20 protein-coding genes are annotated in these 18,577 nt (G+C 47.5%); 9 read left to right on the forward strand and 11 right to left on the reverse strand.

Annotation, left to right across the window (positions count from 1 at the left end; all coding sequences use genetic code 11):
- The first annotated feature begins 2 nt into the window (after window positions 1-2).
- Both QMA09_RS11400 and yhaM read left to right on the forward strand, forming a co-directional pair.
- The gene (locus QMA09_RS11400; protein ID WP_290213211.1) at window positions 3-2,834 is read left to right on the forward strand and encodes an ATP-binding protein; all 2,832 of its coding nucleotides are present in this window, start codon (window positions 3-5) and stop codon (window positions 2,832-2,834) included.
- The gene (gene yhaM, locus QMA09_RS11405; RefSeq protein ID WP_135500974.1) at window positions 2,831-3,772 is read left to right on the forward strand and encodes a 3'-5' exoribonuclease YhaM; all 942 of its coding nucleotides are present in this window, start codon (window positions 2,831-2,833) and stop codon (window positions 3,770-3,772) included. The genes QMA09_RS11400 and yhaM overlap by 4 nt, the downstream gene beginning before the upstream one ends.
- A 93-nt stretch (window positions 3,773-3,865) precedes the next feature.
- On the opposite strand, the gene QMA09_RS11410 is transcribed toward yhaM, so the two are convergent.
- The 7 genes from QMA09_RS11410 to QMA09_RS11440 all read right to left on the reverse strand — a co-directional run bounded on the left by QMA09_RS11410 (window position 3,866) and on the right by QMA09_RS11440 (window position 8,063).
- A complete protein-coding gene (locus QMA09_RS11410; RefSeq protein WP_290213212.1) occupies window positions 3,866-4,759 on the reverse strand; it encodes a peptidylprolyl isomerase in 894 nt (297 codons plus the stop codon).
- 114 nt (window positions 4,760-4,873) lie between these two features.
- Window positions 4,874-5,059 carry a hypothetical protein gene (locus tag QMA09_RS11415; RefSeq protein ID WP_135500978.1) on the reverse strand — a complete coding sequence of 62 codons (186 nt, stop codon included), beginning with the start codon at window positions 5,057-5,059 and terminating at the stop codon, window positions 4,874-4,876.
- Window positions 5,060-5,117: 58 nt separating this feature from the next.
- Window positions 5,118-5,663 (reverse strand): DUF3267 domain-containing protein, encoded by a 546-nt coding sequence (locus QMA09_RS11420; protein ID WP_135500980.1) that lies wholly within the window; start codon window positions 5,661-5,663, stop codon window positions 5,118-5,120.
- Between the two features lie 92 nt (window positions 5,664-5,755).
- On the reverse strand, window positions 5,756-6,328 hold the full coding sequence (locus tag QMA09_RS11425) for an HTH-type transcriptional regulator Hpr (protein WP_135500982.1): 573 nt from the start codon (window positions 6,326-6,328) through the stop codon (window positions 5,756-5,758).
- 138 nt (window positions 6,329-6,466) lie between these two features.
- Window positions 6,467-6,868, reverse strand: a complete 402-nt coding sequence (locus tag QMA09_RS11430; protein WP_135500984.1) for a YtxH domain-containing protein — start codon at window positions 6,866-6,868, stop codon at window positions 6,467-6,469.
- A gap of 126 nt (window positions 6,869-6,994) precedes the next feature.
- Entirely contained in the window at window positions 6,995-7,525 is a 531-nt protein-coding gene (locus QMA09_RS11435) for a tryptophan transporter (protein ID WP_290213213.1), read from the reverse strand.
- A gap of 121 nt (window positions 7,526-7,646) precedes the next feature.
- The gene (locus tag QMA09_RS11440; RefSeq protein ID WP_135500988.1) at window positions 7,647-8,063 is read right to left on the reverse strand and encodes an HIT family protein; all 417 of its coding nucleotides are present in this window, start codon (window positions 8,061-8,063) and stop codon (window positions 7,647-7,649) included.
- A gap of 179 nt (window positions 8,064-8,242) precedes the next feature.
- On the opposite strand from QMA09_RS11440, the gene QMA09_RS11445 reads away from it, so the two are divergent.
- Both QMA09_RS11445 and QMA09_RS11450 read left to right on the forward strand, forming a co-directional pair.
- Window positions 8,243-8,992 carry an ABC transporter ATP-binding protein gene (locus QMA09_RS11445; RefSeq protein WP_183736501.1) on the forward strand — a complete coding sequence of 250 codons (750 nt, stop codon included), beginning with the start codon at window positions 8,243-8,245 and terminating at the stop codon, window positions 8,990-8,992.
- Window positions 8,976-10,178: an ABC transporter permease gene (locus QMA09_RS11450; RefSeq protein WP_135500990.1), complete on the forward strand. Its 1,203-nt coding sequence runs from the start codon at window positions 8,976-8,978 to the stop codon at window positions 10,176-10,178. The genes QMA09_RS11445 and QMA09_RS11450 overlap by 17 nt, the downstream gene beginning before the upstream one ends.
- Window positions 10,179-10,216: 38 nt before the next feature.
- On the opposite strand, the gene QMA09_RS11455 is transcribed toward QMA09_RS11450, so the two are convergent.
- The 3 genes from QMA09_RS11455 to QMA09_RS11465 form a co-directional block, all read right to left on the reverse strand.
- Window positions 10,217-11,383: a M20 metallopeptidase family protein gene (locus QMA09_RS11455; protein ID WP_135500992.1), complete on the reverse strand. Its 1,167-nt coding sequence runs from the start codon at window positions 11,381-11,383 to the stop codon at window positions 10,217-10,219.
- A 76-nt stretch (window positions 11,384-11,459) separates the two neighbouring features.
- On the reverse strand, window positions 11,460-12,452 hold the full coding sequence (locus tag QMA09_RS11460) for a sodium:calcium antiporter (protein WP_135500994.1): 993 nt from the start codon (window positions 12,450-12,452) through the stop codon (window positions 11,460-11,462).
- A 62-nt stretch (window positions 12,453-12,514) separates the two neighbouring features.
- On the reverse strand, window positions 12,515-13,024 hold the full coding sequence (locus QMA09_RS11465; RefSeq protein WP_135500996.1) for an antibiotic biosynthesis monooxygenase family protein: 510 nt from the start codon (window positions 13,022-13,024) through the stop codon (window positions 12,515-12,517).
- Window positions 13,025-13,224: 200 nt separating this feature from the next.
- On the opposite strand from QMA09_RS11465, the gene hemE reads away from it, so the two are divergent.
- Genes hemE through QMA09_RS11485 form a run of 4 tightly spaced genes read left to right on the forward strand, consistent with a single transcriptional unit; the run spans window position 13,225 to window position 17,167 of the window.
- Window positions 13,225-14,271, forward strand: coding sequence for a uroporphyrinogen decarboxylase (gene hemE / locus QMA09_RS11470; protein ID WP_290213214.1), 1,047 nt, complete (start codon window positions 13,225-13,227; stop codon window positions 14,269-14,271).
- A 29-nt stretch (window positions 14,272-14,300) separates the two neighbouring features.
- Window positions 14,301-15,227 carry a ferrochelatase gene (gene hemH / locus QMA09_RS11475; RefSeq protein WP_290213215.1) on the forward strand — a complete coding sequence of 309 codons (927 nt, stop codon included), beginning with the start codon at window positions 14,301-14,303 and terminating at the stop codon, window positions 15,225-15,227.
- 36 nt (window positions 15,228-15,263) lie between these two features.
- Window positions 15,264-16,703: a protoporphyrinogen oxidase gene (hemY, locus tag QMA09_RS11480; RefSeq protein ID WP_290213216.1), complete on the forward strand. Its 1,440-nt coding sequence runs from the start codon at window positions 15,264-15,266 to the stop codon at window positions 16,701-16,703.
- Window positions 16,700-17,167 carry a FixH family protein gene (locus QMA09_RS11485; RefSeq protein WP_290213217.1) on the forward strand — a complete coding sequence of 156 codons (468 nt, stop codon included), beginning with the start codon at window positions 16,700-16,702 and terminating at the stop codon, window positions 17,165-17,167. The genes hemY and QMA09_RS11485 overlap by 4 nt, the downstream gene beginning before the upstream one ends.
- Before the next feature lie 96 nt (window positions 17,168-17,263).
- Here the strand turns inward: QMA09_RS11485 and yhfH are convergent, their stop codons facing one another.
- Window positions 17,264-17,389 (reverse strand): protein YhfH, encoded by a 126-nt coding sequence (gene yhfH, locus QMA09_RS11490; protein ID WP_135501005.1) that lies wholly within the window; start codon window positions 17,387-17,389, stop codon window positions 17,264-17,266.
- A gap of 142 nt (window positions 17,390-17,531) precedes the next feature.
- Between yhfH and lplA the strand changes: the two genes are divergently transcribed.
- On the forward strand, window positions 17,532-18,524 hold the full coding sequence (lplA, locus tag QMA09_RS11495; protein ID WP_290213218.1) for a lipoate--protein ligase: 993 nt from the start codon (window positions 17,532-17,534) through the stop codon (window positions 18,522-18,524).
- The last annotated feature ends 53 nt before the right edge of the window (window positions 18,525-18,577 follow it).

Raw genomic sequence — 18,577 nt, forward strand, 5'->3', positions numbered from 1 at the left:
GGATGAAAATCGAAAAATTGGTCATCTACGGTTTCGGCAAACACCAGGATCGCGAAATCATTTTGGACCCCGAACTGTCAATCATCTACGGCACGAACGAAGCGGGCAAAACCACCATCCAGCAATTCATCATCCAGACCTTATTCGGCTATCCATCCAAAAATCAAAACCTGCGGCGCTATGAACCGAAAAACGGCGGCAAATATGGCGGGCAATTGCATATTGTGGATCCGGATTTCGGGCGGGTGATTATTGAACGTGTGAAAGGGAAATCGGCTGGAGATGTAACGCTTTATTTCGAAGATGGCAGCCGCGGTTCTGAAACTGACCTGAAAATGATTTTACGGGATTACGACAGGGCTTCTTTTGAGTCTGTATTCTCGTTTTCCATACATGAGCTGCAAGGGCTTGAAAATATGAATGAAGAAGAATTGAGCCGGACATTGCTGGCATCCGGAACGACTGGCATGGACGCCATCGCCCGGATGGAGAGCCGCCTGGAAAAAGAAATGGCCGTTGTCTTCAAAAAAAGCGGACGCAACCCCGAAATCAACTTGAGGGTCGATGAACTCAAATTACTTGATAATGATTTGAAAGAGTACCGCCGCCGAATCGAATTATATGAACCTTATGTTGCACGGGTTCGTGAAATCGAGAGCCGGCTGGATGAGATGGGCGATGAAGAAGCTGAACTTGATGGAGCATTGAAAGCTGCTGAACGCTGGCTGCAGGCTAGGCCGCTTCTGGAAAAGCGGCAAGCGCTGGAGTTGGAGGCAAGCACATTGCAGGCAACCGCTTTTCCTCCGGATGGCCGCCGCCGGATGGACAGGCTGTCAGACAGGCTGTCGGAAGCAACAGCCAAAATCGGCTCTTTGGAACAACAATACAACCGGACGGCTGATCAGCCCGAAACGCCGAAACGAATAGAAGAATTGGAAGGCCTTTTGGCAAAGGAATCCGGATGGCACCGCCTGAGTTCGGAACTATCCAATAAACAGCAGGAAATAGGCAAAATTGCAGATGAACAAGGACGTTTGCTTTCATTGGTTGGAATGGATTTGGAGCAGGCGCTGCGGGCGGATGTTTCGCTAAACAATGAGGAGCGGCTCTTGTCCTTTGTTGAACAAGCGGATCAAGAAGAAGAAGAGCAGCGGTATCATAGCCGGAAAGTTGCGGAAGAGAAAACGAAGTTGGAAGAAGCGTCGAAGGAATTGAAATTCTTTCTGTCTGGCGAACCATCTGAAAAAGAGCGCAAGGAAGCAGAAGAGTGGCTGGCTGCTGCGCCGAAATTAGCCGAGGCAAAAGCAGCGGGGCAGCTTCAAGGATCCAGCAACCCAAAGAATCTGATGTATATATTGATGGGACTCGGGGTTTTAGGTTTCCTGATCGGAATTTTCCAAGAAAATTATCCATTAGCCGTTATTTCTGTTCTGGCAGCTATTGCAGGGGCTTGGATGGCCTTTAAAGGCAGAAAGACCGAAACACTCCCAGCGGAATATCAACAGGTTCTAGCGGCTTACGGCGGCAGGGAAACGGAGCTTAATGCGTTAATCGACAAATTAGCGCAATACGACAGAAAATTGGACAGCTTACTGGACAATTTGGAAGCAACGAAGCGCCAAATTGCAACTTTGGCACAAGCACCACAAGGGCAAGGGGCAAAAGAGGCATACCGGGAGTTTCTTCAGGAGCTGGGCATCAATCCTGAAACCGGAAGAAAAACGGTCGTGGAATTATTCGGCGCGCTGCGTGAAATACAAGCATTGCAAACGGCTTCGGAACGGCTTAGCAGAGACATTGCAAAACATACCGCCGAAGCTGAGGAATGGCTTGCTGAAGCGTCTGCCGCCTGCAACAGAGTTTTGGCGCAGGATGGCCTGTACGAAGCAATCCGCGCGGAATTTTCCGCACGCAAAGACCATAACGCAAGTGTGGCGAAATCGCTGGCGCAAAAGAGGGAGCTTCAGGCAGAACTGGCACAAGCCCAATCCCTCGCTTTGCAGATTGAGCAGGAGCAAGGCGCCCTGTTGCAGGATGCCGGAGCTTTGAACTTGGAGCAATTTTACAGCCTTTGCGACGGCTGGGAACGCCTTCAGGAAATCGGCAAGCAGCAGGCATTTCTGGCAGCGCAATTGGATAGCCTAGGCGATGTCGATGAGATGAATGGCGACAGCACAGCAGACGGCGGCATTGAAAGCTTAGAAGATAAGCTTGGAGCACTGAAAAAAGAGCGTCATGCATTGCTGGCCGAAAAAGCTGATAAGCTGCAGGCGGCAAAAACGCTGTTGTCAGATGGTGAGTATGAAGAAAAACTTCAGCAATTCGAAGAAAAGAAAGAGGAGCTCGCTGAGCTTGCGATGCGCTGGTCGATAGACAAAGCCATAACTGCCGCAATCCGGAGGACGATGGACGAATTGAAGGATAAAAAACTGCCGGCGGTCATCGGAGCAGCACAAGCCTATTTCAGCAAACTGACGGGCAATGCTTACAGCAACCTGGAAATGAATCCAGATGGTTTTTTTGAAGCGGTCAGGGAAGACGGCATGCGTTTTCATATAGCTGAGCTTAGCCAAGCGACAAAAGAGCAGGCCTATATTTCTTTGCGCTTGTCGCTGGCCGTTTCGATGCGAGAAAGCCATGCGTTTCCCGTGATCATGGATGACCCGTTTGTTCATTTTGATCGCCGGCGGCTTCAGCACATGATAAACTTAATAACGGAGTTGCAGCTAAACCATCAATTCATTTATTTTACTTGCCACGAGACGATGAAAGAAAGTTGGCCGAAAGCATCGATTATTGATGTGGCTGATATTGGAAGGAGTGTCCATTCATGACAAAAGGAATTACACAGCGTGCTGTCGGAGAGACAATCGATGAATTTTTGCTGATCAAACAATCGGTGAAGGGCGTCACCACTACCGGCAATCCGTTTATGTCGCTCGTCCTGCAAGATAAGAGCGGCGATATAGAAGCAAAGCTTTGGGACACAAAAGATGAACATGAGAAGGTCTTCGCTGCGGAGACGATTGTCCGCGTTGGTGGAGAAATCCATAATTACCGCGGCAAAAATCAATTGCGCATCAAGAGCATCCGGCCTGCGAAGCCGGAAGAGAACCAGTCGATTGCAGATCTTATGCCGTCTTCGTCGAAAACAACGGAAGAGCTATTGGAGGATGTGATGCAGTATCTTTTCAAGATGGAGAATCCCCATATTCAGCGGATCACCCGCCATATCTTGAAGAAATACCAGCAGCAATTCCTGACATTCCCGGCAGCAACACGGAACCATCACGATTACGTGTCAGGGCTGGCGGACCATGTCGTCTCGATGCTGAAGCTGGGAGATGCCATTGCAGGGATCTACCCAAGCTTAAACAAGGATCTGCTGTATTCAGGCATCATCCTCCACGACATCGGGAAAGTTTTCGAATTGTCAGGGCCGATTGCAACAACGTATACCTTGAAAGGGAATTTGCTTGGCCATATTTCAATCATGGTGACGGAAATCGAGAAAGCTGCGGAAGAGCTCGATATTGACAGCGAAGAAGTTTTGCTGCTGCAGCATATGGTATTGTCACACCATGGCAAAGAAGAGTGGGGAAGCCCGAAAAAGCCGATGATCAAAGAAGCGGAAATGCTCCATTATATCGATAACATCGATGCGAAAATGATGATGCTTGACCGCGCGCTTGAAAAAACGAAGCAAGGTGAATTTACCGAGCGGCTGTTTCCGCTGGATAACCGTTCTTTCTACAAGCCGACAATCGATTAGGGAAGAGCAGGCCAATTAAATAATCGCATACAAAAAAGGCGGCGCTTAAATTCACAAAGAATTTAGCACCGCCTTTTTTAATGGGTGTTTCAATTATTGAGTTGGTTGAGCTGGTTGAGCTTCAGCGTTAATGATTTCATCCAAAGCGGATTTTAAATCTTCATCTTTGATCTCGACTTTAGCGTCTTCAAGCATTTTGCCGATTTTCGGCACTAAAGCAGCTTGGTCGGCTTTAGCCATCGCCAATTCTGTGCGAATTTGCTCTTTTTGTTCGTCCAATGCAGGCTGGTCTTCGACTTCACGCTTGTCCGTAACTTGGATAATGTGGAAGCCGTGCTGAGATTGAACAGGTTCGCTGATTTCATCTACTTCCAATGCGTAAGCAGCTTCTTCGAACTCAGGCACCATCGCGCCTGTGCCGAACCAGTCCAATGATCCGCCATTGGCTGCAGAGCCAGTGTCCGTTGAATACTCTTCAGCAAGTGCCGCGAAATCTCCGCCGCCGTCCAATTCAGTTTTGACTTTGTTTGCTGTTTCTTCATCGGCAACCAGGATGTGGCGTGCATTCAATTCAGTTGCTTGGCGGTCATATTGCTGTTGAATTTCTTCATCAGTAACTTCGACGCCGTCAGTCAACGCTTTTTCCTGAAGCAGGTTCAAGCGCAAAACTTTTTTATAGCTTTCTTCTGTCTGATTGTTTTGTGTCAGGAATTGCTCGAAGTTTTCGCCCATCTCTTCTTTAGATGATTCGAATTCCGCGTCTACTTCTTCGTCCGTCACTTCGTATTTTTCAGAAAGGACTTTTTCAATCATCAAGATCTGGATTGCCTGTTCGCCGACAGAAGTTTTCATCTCTTCATACAGTTCTTCTTTTGAGATGTCGCCAACTTCAGATTCAACGATTACTTCACTGTCAGCACCGTCGCTGCAAGCACTCAAAGCAAGTACTGATGCCGCTAAGGACAAGGTTAAAATGGATTTTTTCATAATAGATTCGCTCCCAACTTTCTATCTAGATGCAGTAGTTACTATAACATAAACGTTTAAAAAATCAAAAAGTTTCCTAAAAAAAAAGTCCACATGCCCAAGGGGCAAATAGACTTATGGAGTGAATTCTACGCCTACATACAAAGATACAAGCAAAATTGTTACCAATATATTAATGGTCCGGAAAATCTTCTGGTGATTTTCTTCCGGAATTTCTCTTGAAGTGACGAGTGCCAATGTCATTCGGTTGATCTGGAACAAGTAAAGCACAGAGAACATAACTACAAAAGCGATAATCATGGATTTCCTCCCCTCGACTTAGCTTCTAGTATATCAAAGAAGGGCGAAAAATACAGGATTAGACCACCGCTTCAGGTACAAGAATCTCAAAACCGTTATCCGTTTCTTCAATCAACGCATCTTTTGGCGAGTGCGCTAAGTTGCGGATGTAAATCAAATCAGTGAGGCACAAGCCGCAATGATAAGCCAAAAGCATCGCAAAATAATGGCTGTAAGCTGGCATCATCATACTTGAAATGATAATCGCTGTATTGATTGCAAGGAATGGTGAAAGCAAGGTCAAGATGAATCGGATCTTTGCAACCGGCTCTGTAATATGAAGCGAAATCATCGGAACAACCTTAAGCTGTTTTTTGATGATGACACGGATGCTTCTCCGGCAGCCGATAAGCGGCAGAAAATGGAACAGCTTATGGAGCGGATAGATTGCGAGTATTGCGCCTATGAATAGCAAAAAGTTTTTATCGGACAAAGGATTGGAATACAGGATATTCAGCACGATATAGAAAGTCATAAAGACGCCAAGGGCGATAAGTGCTGACATCAGATAAAGCCGATCGAGGCCGTATTGTTTTTTAACGTTAATGGATTTCCAGCAATGCATGGATGCATCTCCTAAAAGGTGTTTTGTCATGTGAGTCGATACATACAATACAACGATTTTGGAGGAAATGCAATAGTATTGGGCATTAAATTTTAGAGAGCGTTTTCAGTTTTTCCTTTCGACTCGAGAATGTGATTTTCTTCACTGAATTTACTTTCAATGTTCTTGAAAGACGCTTCGAAGATTTCCATGAAGTCGTTTCCGTAGATATTGCGGATTACGGCCATGACGTCCATGAATTCAGGGAATTTGCCGTATAATTCTCTAAGCGGCAGGGAGCCGTCAATTACAGTATGTGGAGTGTCATGGTATTTCTCGATCATTTCTTGGATCAAGTCCGCGCCTTTGTCGGTTAATTCCACATATGTATTGCGCTTATCTGTATCCCGCTTTGAAAAAGACAGCAATCCGCGTTCTTCCAGCTTTTTCGAAAAATTGAAAGCAGTGGAGACATGCATAACGCCGAATTTGGCCACATCGGAAATAGATGCGCCTTTTAAATGGTACGATATCCAAAGAATATGGTGTTCGTTAATATTCAAATCATAAGGTTTGATCCATAGCTGCCAATCCTTTTCGACAGCCTTCCACAAAGCTTTTGACAATTGGCCAATCCGCTGGCTGAACATCATGGCTTCTTTCAAAGTGTAATCTCTTTCACTCATTTAAGCACCAACCTTTCCTGTGAAAATGTTTTCTCTTATTATAGCAATAAAACAAACAGGAATGTAGTGTGAATAATAAAAAAATTTAGGAAATCGTAAAATAAATAAGAAAAAAGGACTGCCCATGGGCAGTCCCTTTTATTTATTGTCCGAATCGTCGTCTGAATCAGCATGATCATCCTTTTTATCTTTGCTGATGGAATTTTGCAAGGCTTCTATAGCATTTTGGATTGCCAATATTTCAAGCTGTAAATGTTCTTTGGCTGGGCCTGTGCTTTCTTTCCACGTTTCCAGTGAAGCTTTCAGGCCGTCAGTCGCCTCCGGTACAGCGGTTTTGCTTTGTTCTTTCAAATGATTCACCGATTCTTTTAAGTTATTCACTTTTTCTTTTACATCGGTCAACTTTTCTTTCCAATCGGAAGAGCTTGTCTTCATGGAACTTCTAAGTTCTTGTCCGGATTGAGGTGTTGAAAATAATGTCGCTGCTGCTCCAGCTGCAAGGCCAGTTGCCAGCCCTAAAAAAAATGTCGATGCTTTCATAGATAAAGCGCCCCTTTCGTCCTATAACGTTCTTTTCCTTTATTTCACTTAATTAAAACATAATAATGAATAGCTATTCAACGAAAAAAAGCTTTTCGATGGATTTGCCATCGAAAAGCTTTAGAATCATGCTGATTGCGTCACTGCTGTTTCAAACTTGGAACGTTTGACAAGAGTGATGATGATTGGGTAAATGAACGCAAAAGCAATAGCGTTCATTAACGCTGCCGGTAAAACCACGGCCAAGAATAACGGACCGAACGGAATTTCCACGCCGATGATGAAAATCGCAGCGGACAGGAAGACCGCACCTGACAACATTGTGCCCATCGCTGATAATGCGACAGCAGCAGGAAGTTTGACCAAAAATTTCTTTAGAACAAGAACGGCTGCAAAGAACACGAATGCCGTTACGAACTTATCGATAATATTCGGGAAGAAGCCTCCCGGAAAAGTGGAAAACAGGCCAGAAATCACACCCGTTGTCACGGCCAGTAAAAATACATTTTTAGATTGTGGGAACAATAAGATCCCGATAAACATCATCGTCAGCATAAAGTCAGGTTTCATCCCGCCGTTAAATCCCGGGATCATGACGTACAATGCTGCACCTACACTGACCAATAAAGCCATTAACACTAAATTCTTCGTATTCACTTCTCATCTCTCCTCAGCTCAAAGCTATTTTTGTTTTTCCCGGACATGCCCTCATGGCTGCCGGCGAAAAAACTTATTCTGATTCTATCCTGTATAAACCATTAAATCAAGCATGCAGCTTTTATTTTACTGTTATTTGCCCGGCAAGTTCCTGCAGTCGTTCTGTTGTGAACTCTTTTTCTTTCGTCATCCATTTGGCTCCAAAGCCGTCGCCAGCACCATAGCGGGGAATGAAATGCAGATGGAAATGGCCGACGCTCTGCCCGGCTTTTGCACCGTTATTGTTTAACAGGTTCATGCCTTCCGGTTCAAATGCTTCATTCAGAGCAGCAGCGATTTTCGGAGCGGCACTGAAAAGATTGGCTGCTTCATCGGCAGACAAGTCGTAGACGAATTCCCGGTGTGTTTTCGGCACCAGCAAAGTATGGCCTTTCGAAAGCGGCATGACGTCCATGAAAGCATAGCAATACTCGTCTTCATAAATTTTAATGCTTGGGATGTCGCCAGCAATGATCTTGCAGAAAATACAATTTGTCATCGTCATCTTCCTTTCCATTTTTTCCAGTTTATCATATTTTGATTTTTGGAAAAGCGAGCGTAAGAATCAAATATAGATTTCTTGCAGTACACAAAAAAATACGCCGCTGAGGCTCGACACGAAAAAAGAAATCCCGCGGCGGTTTTGATACAATGGAAAAAGAGAAAGAGGTGTTGAAAGTGGCCATTTTAGAAGTTCAGTCACTGACAGGGGGATATACACGAAAACCTGTTTTGCAAGACGTGACATTTTCAATTGAAAAAGGGGAGCTGATCGGCTTGATCGGGCTGAACGGCGCCGGCAAAAGTACGACGATCAAGCACATCATCGGCCTTATGCAGCCGCAATCCGGCGAGATCCGGTTGAACGGCAAGACGTTTGCAGAGGATATGGATGCGTACCGCTCGGCATTTTCTTATATTCCGGAAACGCCTATATTATATGAAGAATTGACGCTGCGTGAACATCTGGAATTGACCGCAATGGCTTATAATATTGAGCCAGCTGCATTTGAAAAACGTTCTGCGGAATTATTGAAGGAATTTCGAATGGAAAAGCGGCTGAAGTGGTTTCCTTCGCAATTTTCCAAGGGCATGCGGCAAAAGGTTATGATCATGAGCGCGTTCCTGGTGAAGCCTTCGCTGTACATCATCGATGAACCGTTCGTCGGGCTTGATCCGCTCGGCATCAAATCGCTGCTGGACCAGATGGAATCGCAAAAGAAAAAAGGGGCATCGGTGCTGATGTCGACCCATATTCTGTCGACAGCGGAACGGTATTGTGACCGCATCATCCTGCTCCATAACGGCCGCGTCCGGGCGATGGGCACAATGAATGATTTGCGCCGTACATTCGGCATGCCGGATGCTTCACTGGATGATTTATACATTGCGATGACTGAGGATGCTGCAAATGAAGAACTTGCATGAAGTGTGGTCGAAGCGCCTCCAGAAATATACAATAGAAGTCCAGAATTACATGAAATACATCGTTACTGGCCATATCGCAGTCGTCATGCTGTTCGCAATCGGCGCCGCTGGCTATGCTTACAGCGAATGGGTGCAGGACATTCCGGAAGGCTTTCCAGGAGCTTGGCTGCTGGCTTTCGTATTCGCCGTGCTGTTGGCCTATAGTCCGCCTTCTACGCTGCTGAAAGAAGCGGATATGGTGTATTTCTTACCGCTTGAAAGCAAATTGGACAGTTATTTGAAGCCGGCTTTGAAATGGTCGTTCCTATCGCAGATCTATCTGCCCGTCATTGCTTTTATCGTTTCACTGCCGATGGTCAATGCGCTTTACGGCTTGCCGTCGGCGCTGCTTATCGGATTGCCAATCATGCTCCTTCTTTTGAAGTGGTGGAGCATCAATACGGAATTTTCGCTGCGCAAGGCAAATGCAGGGCGTAACGCCTGGCTGGACAGGCTGGTCCGTTTTTCCCTGGTTTTGTTCTTCGTCTATTTCTATGTGATCGGCCAAATGCTCATTGCCATCTTTTTGTTGTTCGGCATAATACTATACGGACGCTGGGCAAAGCAGCAGGCAAGCGGCAAGCCGTTTCCCTACGAGCATTTCATCGCGCTCGAAGAAAACCGCATGCTGCGCTTTTACCAGTTTGCCAATCTCTTCACGGATGTGCCGCATTTGAAAGGCAAGATCAAAGAGCGGCGCTGGCTGGACTGGCTTTACGGCTTCATCAAATCTGGACCGGAAAATGCCCATTATTATTTGGTGTGGCGGACGTTCATCCGTTCGGATGAATTGTTTTACCTGTGGGTCCGGCTGACCGCCATTTCAATGGCGGGAGCTTGGCTGATTCCGTTTCCGGTTGCGGCCGGTATTTTTTCAGCCGCGCTGGCATTTGCTTCAGCCATCCAGATTTGGCAAGGCTTGAACCAAACCCATTATTTCCGGATGGACAACTTGTTCCCGCTGAGCAAGTTCAGCCGTGTGCAAGCGGTTCGAAAACTTGTCTTTAGAGTTCAAGCAGTGCAGGCGCTTTTGGTCGCTGCAACGGTAGCCGTGTCGGGCCAAGTGCTCTTCGCTGCGATCATGCTGGCCATTGTCTTCGGTGTTTCGGCCGTGACCTTGCTGTCGGTGAAAACCAAAAAAAGATAAAACAATCCCCGCATCTTACTGATGCGGGGATTGTTTTATTATGGCTGGTAATTGATTGCCGCTGCAGCTAAGGTCTTCGCTGCAATGAGCATGGCTTCTTCTTTGAAATCGAATTTCGGATGGTGGTGCGGGAACACTTCGCCATCCGGCATTGCGCCAGTGAAGAAGAACGTGCCAGGCACTTTTTGCAGGTAATAGGAGAAATCTTCGCCGCCCATTTGCGCGGGTGCGTCATAGACTTCAGTGACGCCAGGCACAGTCGCCGCAACGTCTTTCAAGTACATCGTTTCTTCCAGGTGGTTGATGACTGCCGGATAGCCGCGCATGAAATTGAATTCTGCGGTGCTGTCTGTTGCAATGCTCGTGCCTTCAACCACACGCTGCATTTCACGCTCCATCAGCTGGCGGGTTTCTTCCGTGAATGTCCGCACCGTACCTGATAATTCTGCATGGTCGGCAATGATATTGTACGGGTTTTGCGCCACAAATGAAGTGACGGACAGCACAGCGGATTCGAGCGGGTCAACGCGCCGCGCAACCAGCTGCTGCAAATTCGTGACCAGCTGCGAGCCGATGACGACGGCGTCTTTCGTTTCATGAGGGTTTGCGCCGTGCCCGCCGCTTCCCTGAATTTTAATCTTGAAAGCGTCCGCTGCTGCCATGAATGGCCCGACGCGGTAATCGATTCTGCCAAGCGGGGAAGTGGACCATAAATGGGTTCCAAAAATGACATCGACGCCGTCCAAGACGCCGGCTTCAATCATCGCTTGGGCTCCGCCCGGCGCTAATTCCTCCGCGTGTTGATGAATCAGCACATACGTGCCGCTCAGTTCATGGCGCATCATATGAAGGATCTTCCCGAGTACGAGCAATGTGGCAGTATGGCCATCATGTCCGCAAGCGTGCATGACGCCAGGCACTGTCGATTTATAGGGAACATTTTTCTGGTCGTCGATCGGCAATGCGTCAAAATCTGCGCGCAAAGCGACAGTTTTTCCGGGGCGTTCGCCATGGATTGTCGCCACAACGCCGTTCCCGCCGACACCATGTTTTACATCAACACCAAGCTGTTCATAATAATGGCGGATATAATGTGCTGTTTTCGTTTCTTCGAAAGAAGGTTCCGGATGCATGTGAAGATGCCTGCGGATGTCCACCATTTCTTCGTAGGCTGTGTCCAATTCTGCATAGATCTTTTCTAACATTCAATTAGCTCCCTTCATTTATCAAAATAATGATAATTAAATGATAGCATAAAAAAAGAGCCCAAAGGCTCTTTTGTCAATAAGTGAAGTTCAGGTAAGACGCGACAAAGTAGATGGCAATGATTGCCAGTGAAGGCAAGGCGTATACCAAAGGCGATATCGTCTTTTTCTGGACCAAAGAAATCAGGACGAGGATGCTCATGAAAAAGACGCCAATCGCGATGATCATGTGCGAACCGGAAACAGCTGACAAAATCGGGCCGGCGGTAAAGACCGGATCCGACAATGCCAGAATGATCATGTTGAAGACGTTGCTGCCTAAAATTGCGCCGACTGCCATATTGACGTTGCCGAGGCGCAAAGCGACGAAAACAGCAATAGCTTCAGGAAGGGAAGTCGTAGCAGCAATCAGGAAACTGCCGATAAAACTGGAGCCGATCCCTGTGATGATGGCAATTTGATCGCCAAGAATGGACAATGCCGTACCTGCACCAAGAATGATGAGCGCAGCAACAACAAAGCGGAAAATGGCCGCTTTTGCTGAAAGCCCGGCCGTCGGATTCACCGGCTGCACATCCGGCAGCTCGACGTTGGCTGACGGTTCGGCCTTTGGCAATTTGTTGATGATGACCATACCCGCGATATAGCTGATCCCGATGATCAAGGCGTCGATGCCGATGCCAAATAGGGAAGCGTCAATCCGCAGCCACAACGCTGCGATGACGAGTGTCGTCAGGAAAAGGCCTAAAATGGCGGTATAGAAATGTTCGCGTTCCGCGATCGCCAGCATGCGTCTGCGGCGAAGCAGGAAATCGAAAACTGCTAAGATGAACAAATTGAACAAATTCGAGCCGATCATATTTCCGACCGCAATGTCCGCATTGCCGATGGCGGCTGCTGAGAAACTTGTGGAAACTTCCGGCAGCGATGTCGCGCCGGCAAGCAGCAATGTACCGACCATCATGCCGCCCATCGCCGTTTTATCGCTGATGACGTCTGCGTATTGCGATAATTTAATCGCAGCGAACACCGTCACAGCTGCGGCCAGGATAAAGTAAATGAAAACCAATGCAATGCCCCCAATCGAAACGCTTAGCTTCTATATATAAAAGCTAAGCGTTCATCATCTATTTATGCTTCTTCAGGTTTTGCTTTATAAGTCGTAACGTAAGAAGCTCCAGAGAAAATATTCGGCCGTTTTTCAGCGGGAGCGCCTTCCGGTTTCGCATGTGCTTTCGAGAATGCCTGGGATTCTTTCCACTTTTCAAAGAAAGCAGGGGATTCCCATTCAGTCAATACAACGTACGTATCTGAATCCAGCGGGCGCAGTACGCGGAACGCAACATAGCCCGGTTCGTTTTCGATGGCGCCGGCGCGGTTTTTGAAACGGTGCTCGAAAATCGGCCGTCCTTCATCAGTCACCGGAATATTATTGAAGACAAAAAAACCTTTTTCTTGGAATGTTCCTGTGCCATCTACCACTTCATAGCGGCGCGGCGTCTGGAAAAGCGATTTGCCCTCCGTCTCGTGCAGCAGCAATGTCGTGTTTTCGCCCTGCATCAACACCATCGTCTCGTCAGCATGTTTTGCACGCATCGATTTCATAAAGTCATACGTACCTGTCGTCATGAATAAATTTATCTGAATTCCTCCTTTAACTTATATCTACATTATACAGCGTTCCCTCAACAATGTAAAACCAAAATGGCAATCCGGTGAAAGCATAAGCGTCTAATTTATGACATTTGCATAAGTAATCTATACAATAGGATACGGAGCGTCTATAGTATATACGGATATAGGATGCAAAGGACGAAAAGAACCGAAGGGATGAAAATTACATGACACAATTTAACGATACTTTTTTGAAGGCGGCGCGCGGCGAAAAAACCGATCATGTGCCAGTCTGGTACATGCGCCAAGCAGGGCGTTCGCAGCCAGAATACCGCAAAATCAAAGAGAAATACTCGTTGGAAGAAATCACACACCAGCCGGAATTATGCGCTTACGTCACGAAGCTGCCGGTTGACCAATACAATGTGGATGCAGCTGTTTTGTACAAAGACATCGTAACGCCATTGCCAGCGATTGGTGTGGACGTTGAGATCAAATCAGGCATTGGCCCGGTGATCGATAACCCGATCCGCACGATGGCAGACATCGAACGTTTGGGCGAAATCAACCCGGAGCAGGACGTGCCGTATGTTCTTGAAACCATCCGCATCTTGACGCAAGAGCAATTGAATGTGCCGTTGATCGGCTTTTCCGGTGCGCCGTTCACGCTTGCAAGTTACATGATCGAAGGCGGGCCGTCCCGCAATTACAACAAAACCAAAGCAATGATGGTGTCCCAGCCGCAAATGTGGTTCGCCTTGATGGACAAGCTGGCGGATACGATCATCCCTTACGTAAAAGAACAAATCAAAGCAGGCGTAAAAGCGATCCAGATTTTCGATTCATGGGTCGGCGCATTGAATGTAGAAGATTACCGCATTTTCATCAAGCCGGTTATGGACCGCATTTTTGCAGAACTCCGCACAGAAGGTGTTCCGTTGATTATCTTCGGCGTCGGCGCAAGCCACTTAGCGAAAGAATGGCATGACCTGCCGGTTGATGTGGTCGGACTGGATTGGCGGTTGCCGATTACAGAAGCACGCGAAATGGGTCTGACAAAAACCTTGCAGGGCAATTTCGATCCTTCTTATTTGCTGGCGGACTGGCCAGTTATCGAAAAACGCGCAAAAGCGATTTTGGATATGGGTATGCAGCAAGACGGCTACATCTTCAATCTGGGACATGGTGTATTCCCGGAAGTGCAGCCTGATACATTGAAAAGATTGACTTCATTGGTACACGAATACAGTGCTGCCCACAAAGCAGGCAACTGAAACACAAAATTCTTATGAGGTGATTGACGATGAAAAAGACAATGGGATTATTGGTGATGGCGTATGGAACGCCATACGAAGAAAGCGATATTGAACGCTATTACACGCATATTCGCCGCGGACGCAAGCCGAGCGAAGAAAGCTTGGAAGATCTGAAAGACCGTTACAAAGCAATCGGCGGCTTGTCGCCTTTGGCAAAAATCACGCAGGACCAAGCCGATGCGCTATGTGCCCGTTTGAATGAAGCCCAGGACGATATCGAATTTAAAATGTACCTTGGTTTGAAGCATATTGAACCGTTTGTTGAAGACGGCGTAGAAGCGATGCACCGCGATGGCATCAAAGAAGCGATTTCGATTGTATTGGCTCCGCATTTCTCGACGTTCTCTGTTAAGTCATACAATGGCCGCGCGGCAGAAGCTGCTGAAAAAGCCGGCATCCAATTGACTTCAGTTGAAAGCTGGTACAAAGAACCGAAGTTCATCCAATACTGGAGCGAAAAAGTCAGCGCAGCGTTTGCGGAGATGTCCGAAGAAGAACGCGCTAAATCTTGCCTGATCGTTTCTGCGCATTCATTGCCGGAAAAAATCATTGCAAACGGCGATCCTTACCCGGATCAATTGAAAGAAACAGCCGATTTGATCGCCCAAGCAGCAGGCGTGGAGCATTACGAAGTTGGTTGGCAAAGTGCCGGACAAACTCCGGAGCCATGGATCGGACCAGACGTCCAGGACTTGACGCGCGAATTATATGATGTAAAAGGATATCGCTCGTTCGTTTACACGCCGGTCGGCTTTGTTGCCGATCACCTGGAAGTGCTATTCGACAACGACTACGAATGTAAAGTCGTCTGCGACGAACTCGGAGCGGCTTACAGACGCCCGGAAATGCCGAACGTACAACCATTGTTCATCGATGCAATGGTTGACACGGTCATGAAGAAATTGGCTGAGTAATCAGCCCTGTTAAAACGAAGGAAAGGGGGGGAGAACGTGGCCGAAGGAGCGCGTAAAGTAGCAGTTGTAGGCGGAGGGATTGCTGGTCTGTCTGCAGCTTACTATTTGCAAAAACAAGCAAGAGCTGAAGGGGTTTTACTGGATATTACGTTGATAGAAGCTGCGCACCGATTGGGCGGCAAAATCCAGACGCTTCGCAAAGATGGGTTTGTGATTGAGCGCGGACCGGACTCGTTCCTCTCCCGAAAAGAGAACATGATGGAGTTGGCCGAAGAATTGGGCATTGGCGGGCAATTGTTGGAAAGTTCATCAGGCCGCGGATGTGTCATGGTGGAAGACCGCCTGCATCCGATTCCAGATGGCTCAGTGATGGGAGTGCCGACCGAAATCGGACCTTTCCTTGTGTCGGATCTTTATTCCTGGAGCGGCAAAATCCGTGCGGCGGGAGATTTGGTGCTGCCCAAATCGGACACATCAAAAGACCAGCCGCTTGGCCGGTTTGTCCGCAGGCGCTTCGGCAACGAAGTGGTGGACAATCTGATTGAACCGCTATTCACGGCCATTTATGGCGGCGATATCGATAAGCTGAGCCTGCACGCGACTTTTCCGGCTTTCAGTGACATCGAACAGCGGTACGGCAGCGTCATCCGCGGCATGAAAAAAAGCGGCGATTTCGATGCCGATGAGTTCAGCGCAAACGGGCTTGGCTCATCGCAGAACTTCAAGCAAGGCATGGGAACAATCATTGAGGCCCTTGAAAGCCATTTGGGCAATTGCACCGTTTTGAAAGGCGTAAAAGTGGAAAAGCTTGAAAAGCAGAACGGGCAGACTCTTTTGTCCTTGAATAACGATTCAGCCATTGTAGTGGATGAAGTGATTCTGGCGTTGCCGCATACGCGCATTTCCCCGCTGTTCGAGCGATATGGCTTGTTGAAGCAGCTGAAAGAAATGCCAGCTGCTTCAGTTGCCACTGTGTCAATGGCGTTTGCTGCAGAACCCCATAATTGCCTTACTGAAAATGCCGCAGGATTCGTTGTCGCGCGCAACAGCGACGTTGCCATTACATCTTGCGCTGCGGCTCATTCGAAATGGCCTGGCCATGCGCCGGAAGGCAATATGCTGTTCAAGGCCTTTATCGGCAAAGTCGGCGACGAAACGGTCGTTGATCTATCCGACAATGAAATCGAGAAAACGGTATTGGCCGATTTGCGGAAATCGTTGAATCTGAAAGGCGACCCTGAATTCACGGTTGTGTCGCGCTGGAAAGAAGCACTTCCCCAATTTCTCGTTGGCCATCATGAACGCATTGAACAAGCGAAGCAAGAACTGAACACCGCTTTTCCTGCCATTCAGATGATCGGCAGTTCGTTTGAAGGCTTCGGACTTCCCGGCTGCATCGAACAAGGCAAGCTGGCGGCGCAGCAAGTAATCGCCCGCTGCCTGTTAAAGCATTTTAAAGCGGAGGAAGCCATATGAAAAAACTGTTTATGATTGTTTTGCTTTCGGCGCTGCTTGCAGCGTGCGGCACGGATGATGCCAATTCCAGCGACACTGATTTTGTTGTCGAAGAGATAGTGGTTGAAATTCAAACGCCTGAACAAGTGGAAGCCGGACAAAAAGTTCCTCTTCTTGCGAAAGTCACCCAAGGCGGCGAAGCGGTTGAAGACGCAGATGAAGTGGTTTTCGAAGTTTGGCAGTCCGGCAGCCGCGACGACAGCGAGATGCTTGAAGCCAAGCATGTCGGCGATGGTGTTTATCAAGCCGAAACGAAGCTCGAAGAAGGTTTGTATTTCGCCTATGCCCACACTACAGCCCGTCAGCTTCACGTCATGCCGAAGCACGAGATCACCGCGGGCAATCCGGATCCGGCATCAATCGTTCCGGATGACAGCGATGAAGCGGACAGCATGGAGAATATGGAAAAACATTCAGGGCATTGACCCTTTCAACAGCCGCTGGCACCTTGCCGGCGGCTGTTTATTTTTGCACAAAAAAAGAGCGATCGAGAAATTCTCGATCGCTCTTTTCAAACCGTTTTATAAATTATTGCAGGAATCGCATTTGCTGCCGTAGCATTCGTGCTGCTCATCAATTTTTTCTCCACAAGTTGTACATTGTTTAGGGGGCAGATTCTTGAAAAATTCGACTACGTTTTCAATCATTATCTCCAGCTCCTTTTGTTATAGTACTGTTGTTGTTAAATGAATTGTATTATAACAGTTGAGATACGTCAACCCTAAACAGTGAATTATTTTCAAAAATCCGTTAAAATAGAAGAAGCATAGCATTTAAAGGAGAGAAATCATGTATTTCGTAGACAATAAAGGCATTACAGATCCCCGAATCAACTTAGCGATTGAAGAATATTTATTGAAAACAATGGATGTTGAACAAGATCCGTTCTTGCTGTTCTATATCAACGAACCATCCATCATCATCGGTAAAAACCAGAACACTGCAGAAGAAATCAATACCGATTATGTCGATTCCAATGGCATCCATGTCGTGCGCCGGCTTTCAGGCGGCGGGGCGGTGTACCATGACCACGGCAATTTGAATTATAGCTTCATCACGGTTGATGACGGCGAAAGCTTCCGCAATTTCCGCAAATTCACAGAGCCGGTGGTACAGGCGCTGCAAGGATTAGGCGTCAATGCGGAATTATCGGGACGCAACGATTTGATGGCGGAAGGCCGCAAGATTTCCGGCAATGCGCAGTTTTCCACAAAAGGCAGAATGTACAGCCACGGCACGCTGCTGTTTGATACAGAGGTGGAAGCAGTCGTTTCCGCGTTGAAAGTCAGCAAAGAGAAAATAGAGTCGAAAGGCATCAAATCCATCCGCAGCCGCGTTGCGAATATTTCCGAGTTCCTGGAAGCGCCGATGTCGGTAACGGAATTCCGTTCAGCCATCCTGCATTCGATTTTCGACGGTGAAGAAAATGTCCGCTATTACGAATTGACGGAGCAGGACTGGGCCGGCATCCGTGAAATTTCGAAAGAACGCTACGGCAACTGGGATTGGAATTACGGCAAATCACCGAAGTTCAACATCAAGCATTCTCATCGCTTTCCGGTCGGCGGCATAGACGTCCGGCTGCAAGTCGAGAACGGAGTTGTGCAGGACGCCAGCATTTTCGGCGATTTTTTCGGTGTCGGCGATGTTTCGGAGATCGAAAACGCAATCACGGGCATCAAATACGAGCGCGCTTCGCTTGATGAAGCCATCAATGGTTTTGATATTCCAAAATACCTTGGGGGCATCACAAAAGAAGAGTTCCTGAAATTAATTTATTAAGAATTGATGAAGAGCCTGCTATTGAGCAGGCTCTTTTGTTAAAATTGAAAGAA

Origin of the sequence: Planococcus sp. APC 3906 (assembly GCF_030407685.1) — a bacterium.
GTDB classification, from domain to species: domain Bacteria; phylum Bacillota; class Bacilli; order Bacillales_A; family Planococcaceae; genus Planococcus; species Planococcus koreensis.

Bases quoted from the DNA above. Each gene is read 5' to 3' on its own strand.
- QMA09_RS11425 (WP_135500982.1), bottom strand. From the start codon at position 6,328: ATGAGTGAAAGAGATTACACTTTGAAAGAAGCCATGATGTTCAGCCAG.
- QMA09_RS11455 (WP_135500992.1), bottom strand. From the start codon at position 11,383: ATGTTAGAAAAGATCTATGCAGAATTGGACACAGCCTACGAAGAAATG.
- yhaM (WP_135500974.1), top strand. From the start codon at position 2,831: ATGACAAAAGGAATTACACAGCGTGCTGTCGGAGAGACAATCGATGAA.
- QMA09_RS11440 (WP_135500988.1), bottom strand. From the start codon at position 8,063: ATGACAAATTGTATTTTCTGCAAGATCATTGCTGGCGACATCCCAAGC.
- QMA09_RS11485 (WP_290213217.1), top strand. From the start codon at position 16,700: ATGAAAAAACTGTTTATGATTGTTTTGCTTTCGGCGCTGCTTGCAGCG.
- QMA09_RS11400 (WP_290213211.1), top strand. From the start codon at position 3: ATGAAAATCGAAAAATTGGTCATCTACGGTTTCGGCAAACACCAGGAT.
- lplA (WP_290213218.1), top strand. From the start codon at position 17,532: ATGTATTTCGTAGACAATAAAGGCATTACAGATCCCCGAATCAACTTA.
- QMA09_RS11415 (WP_135500978.1), bottom strand. From the start codon at position 5,059: ATGATTATCGCTTTTGTAGTTATGTTCTCTGTGCTTTACTTGTTCCAG.
- QMA09_RS11420 (WP_135500980.1), bottom strand. From the start codon at position 5,663: ATGCATTGCTGGAAATCCATTAACGTTAAAAAACAATACGGCCTCGAT.
- hemE (WP_290213214.1), top strand. From the start codon at position 13,225: ATGACACAATTTAACGATACTTTTTTGAAGGCGGCGCGCGGCGAAAAA.
- QMA09_RS11430 (WP_135500984.1), bottom strand. From the start codon at position 6,868: ATGAAAGCATCGACATTTTTTTTAGGGCTGGCAACTGGCCTTGCAGCT.
- QMA09_RS11450 (WP_135500990.1), top strand. From the start codon at position 8,976: ATGAAGAACTTGCATGAAGTGTGGTCGAAGCGCCTCCAGAAATATACA.
- yhfH (WP_135501005.1), bottom strand. From the start codon at position 17,389: ATGATTGAAAACGTAGTCGAATTTTTCAAGAATCTGCCCCCTAAACAA.
- QMA09_RS11410 (WP_290213212.1), bottom strand. From the start codon at position 4,759: ATGAAAAAATCCATTTTAACCTTGTCCTTAGCGGCATCAGTACTTGCT.
- hemH (WP_290213215.1), top strand. From the start codon at position 14,301: ATGAAAAAGACAATGGGATTATTGGTGATGGCGTATGGAACGCCATAC.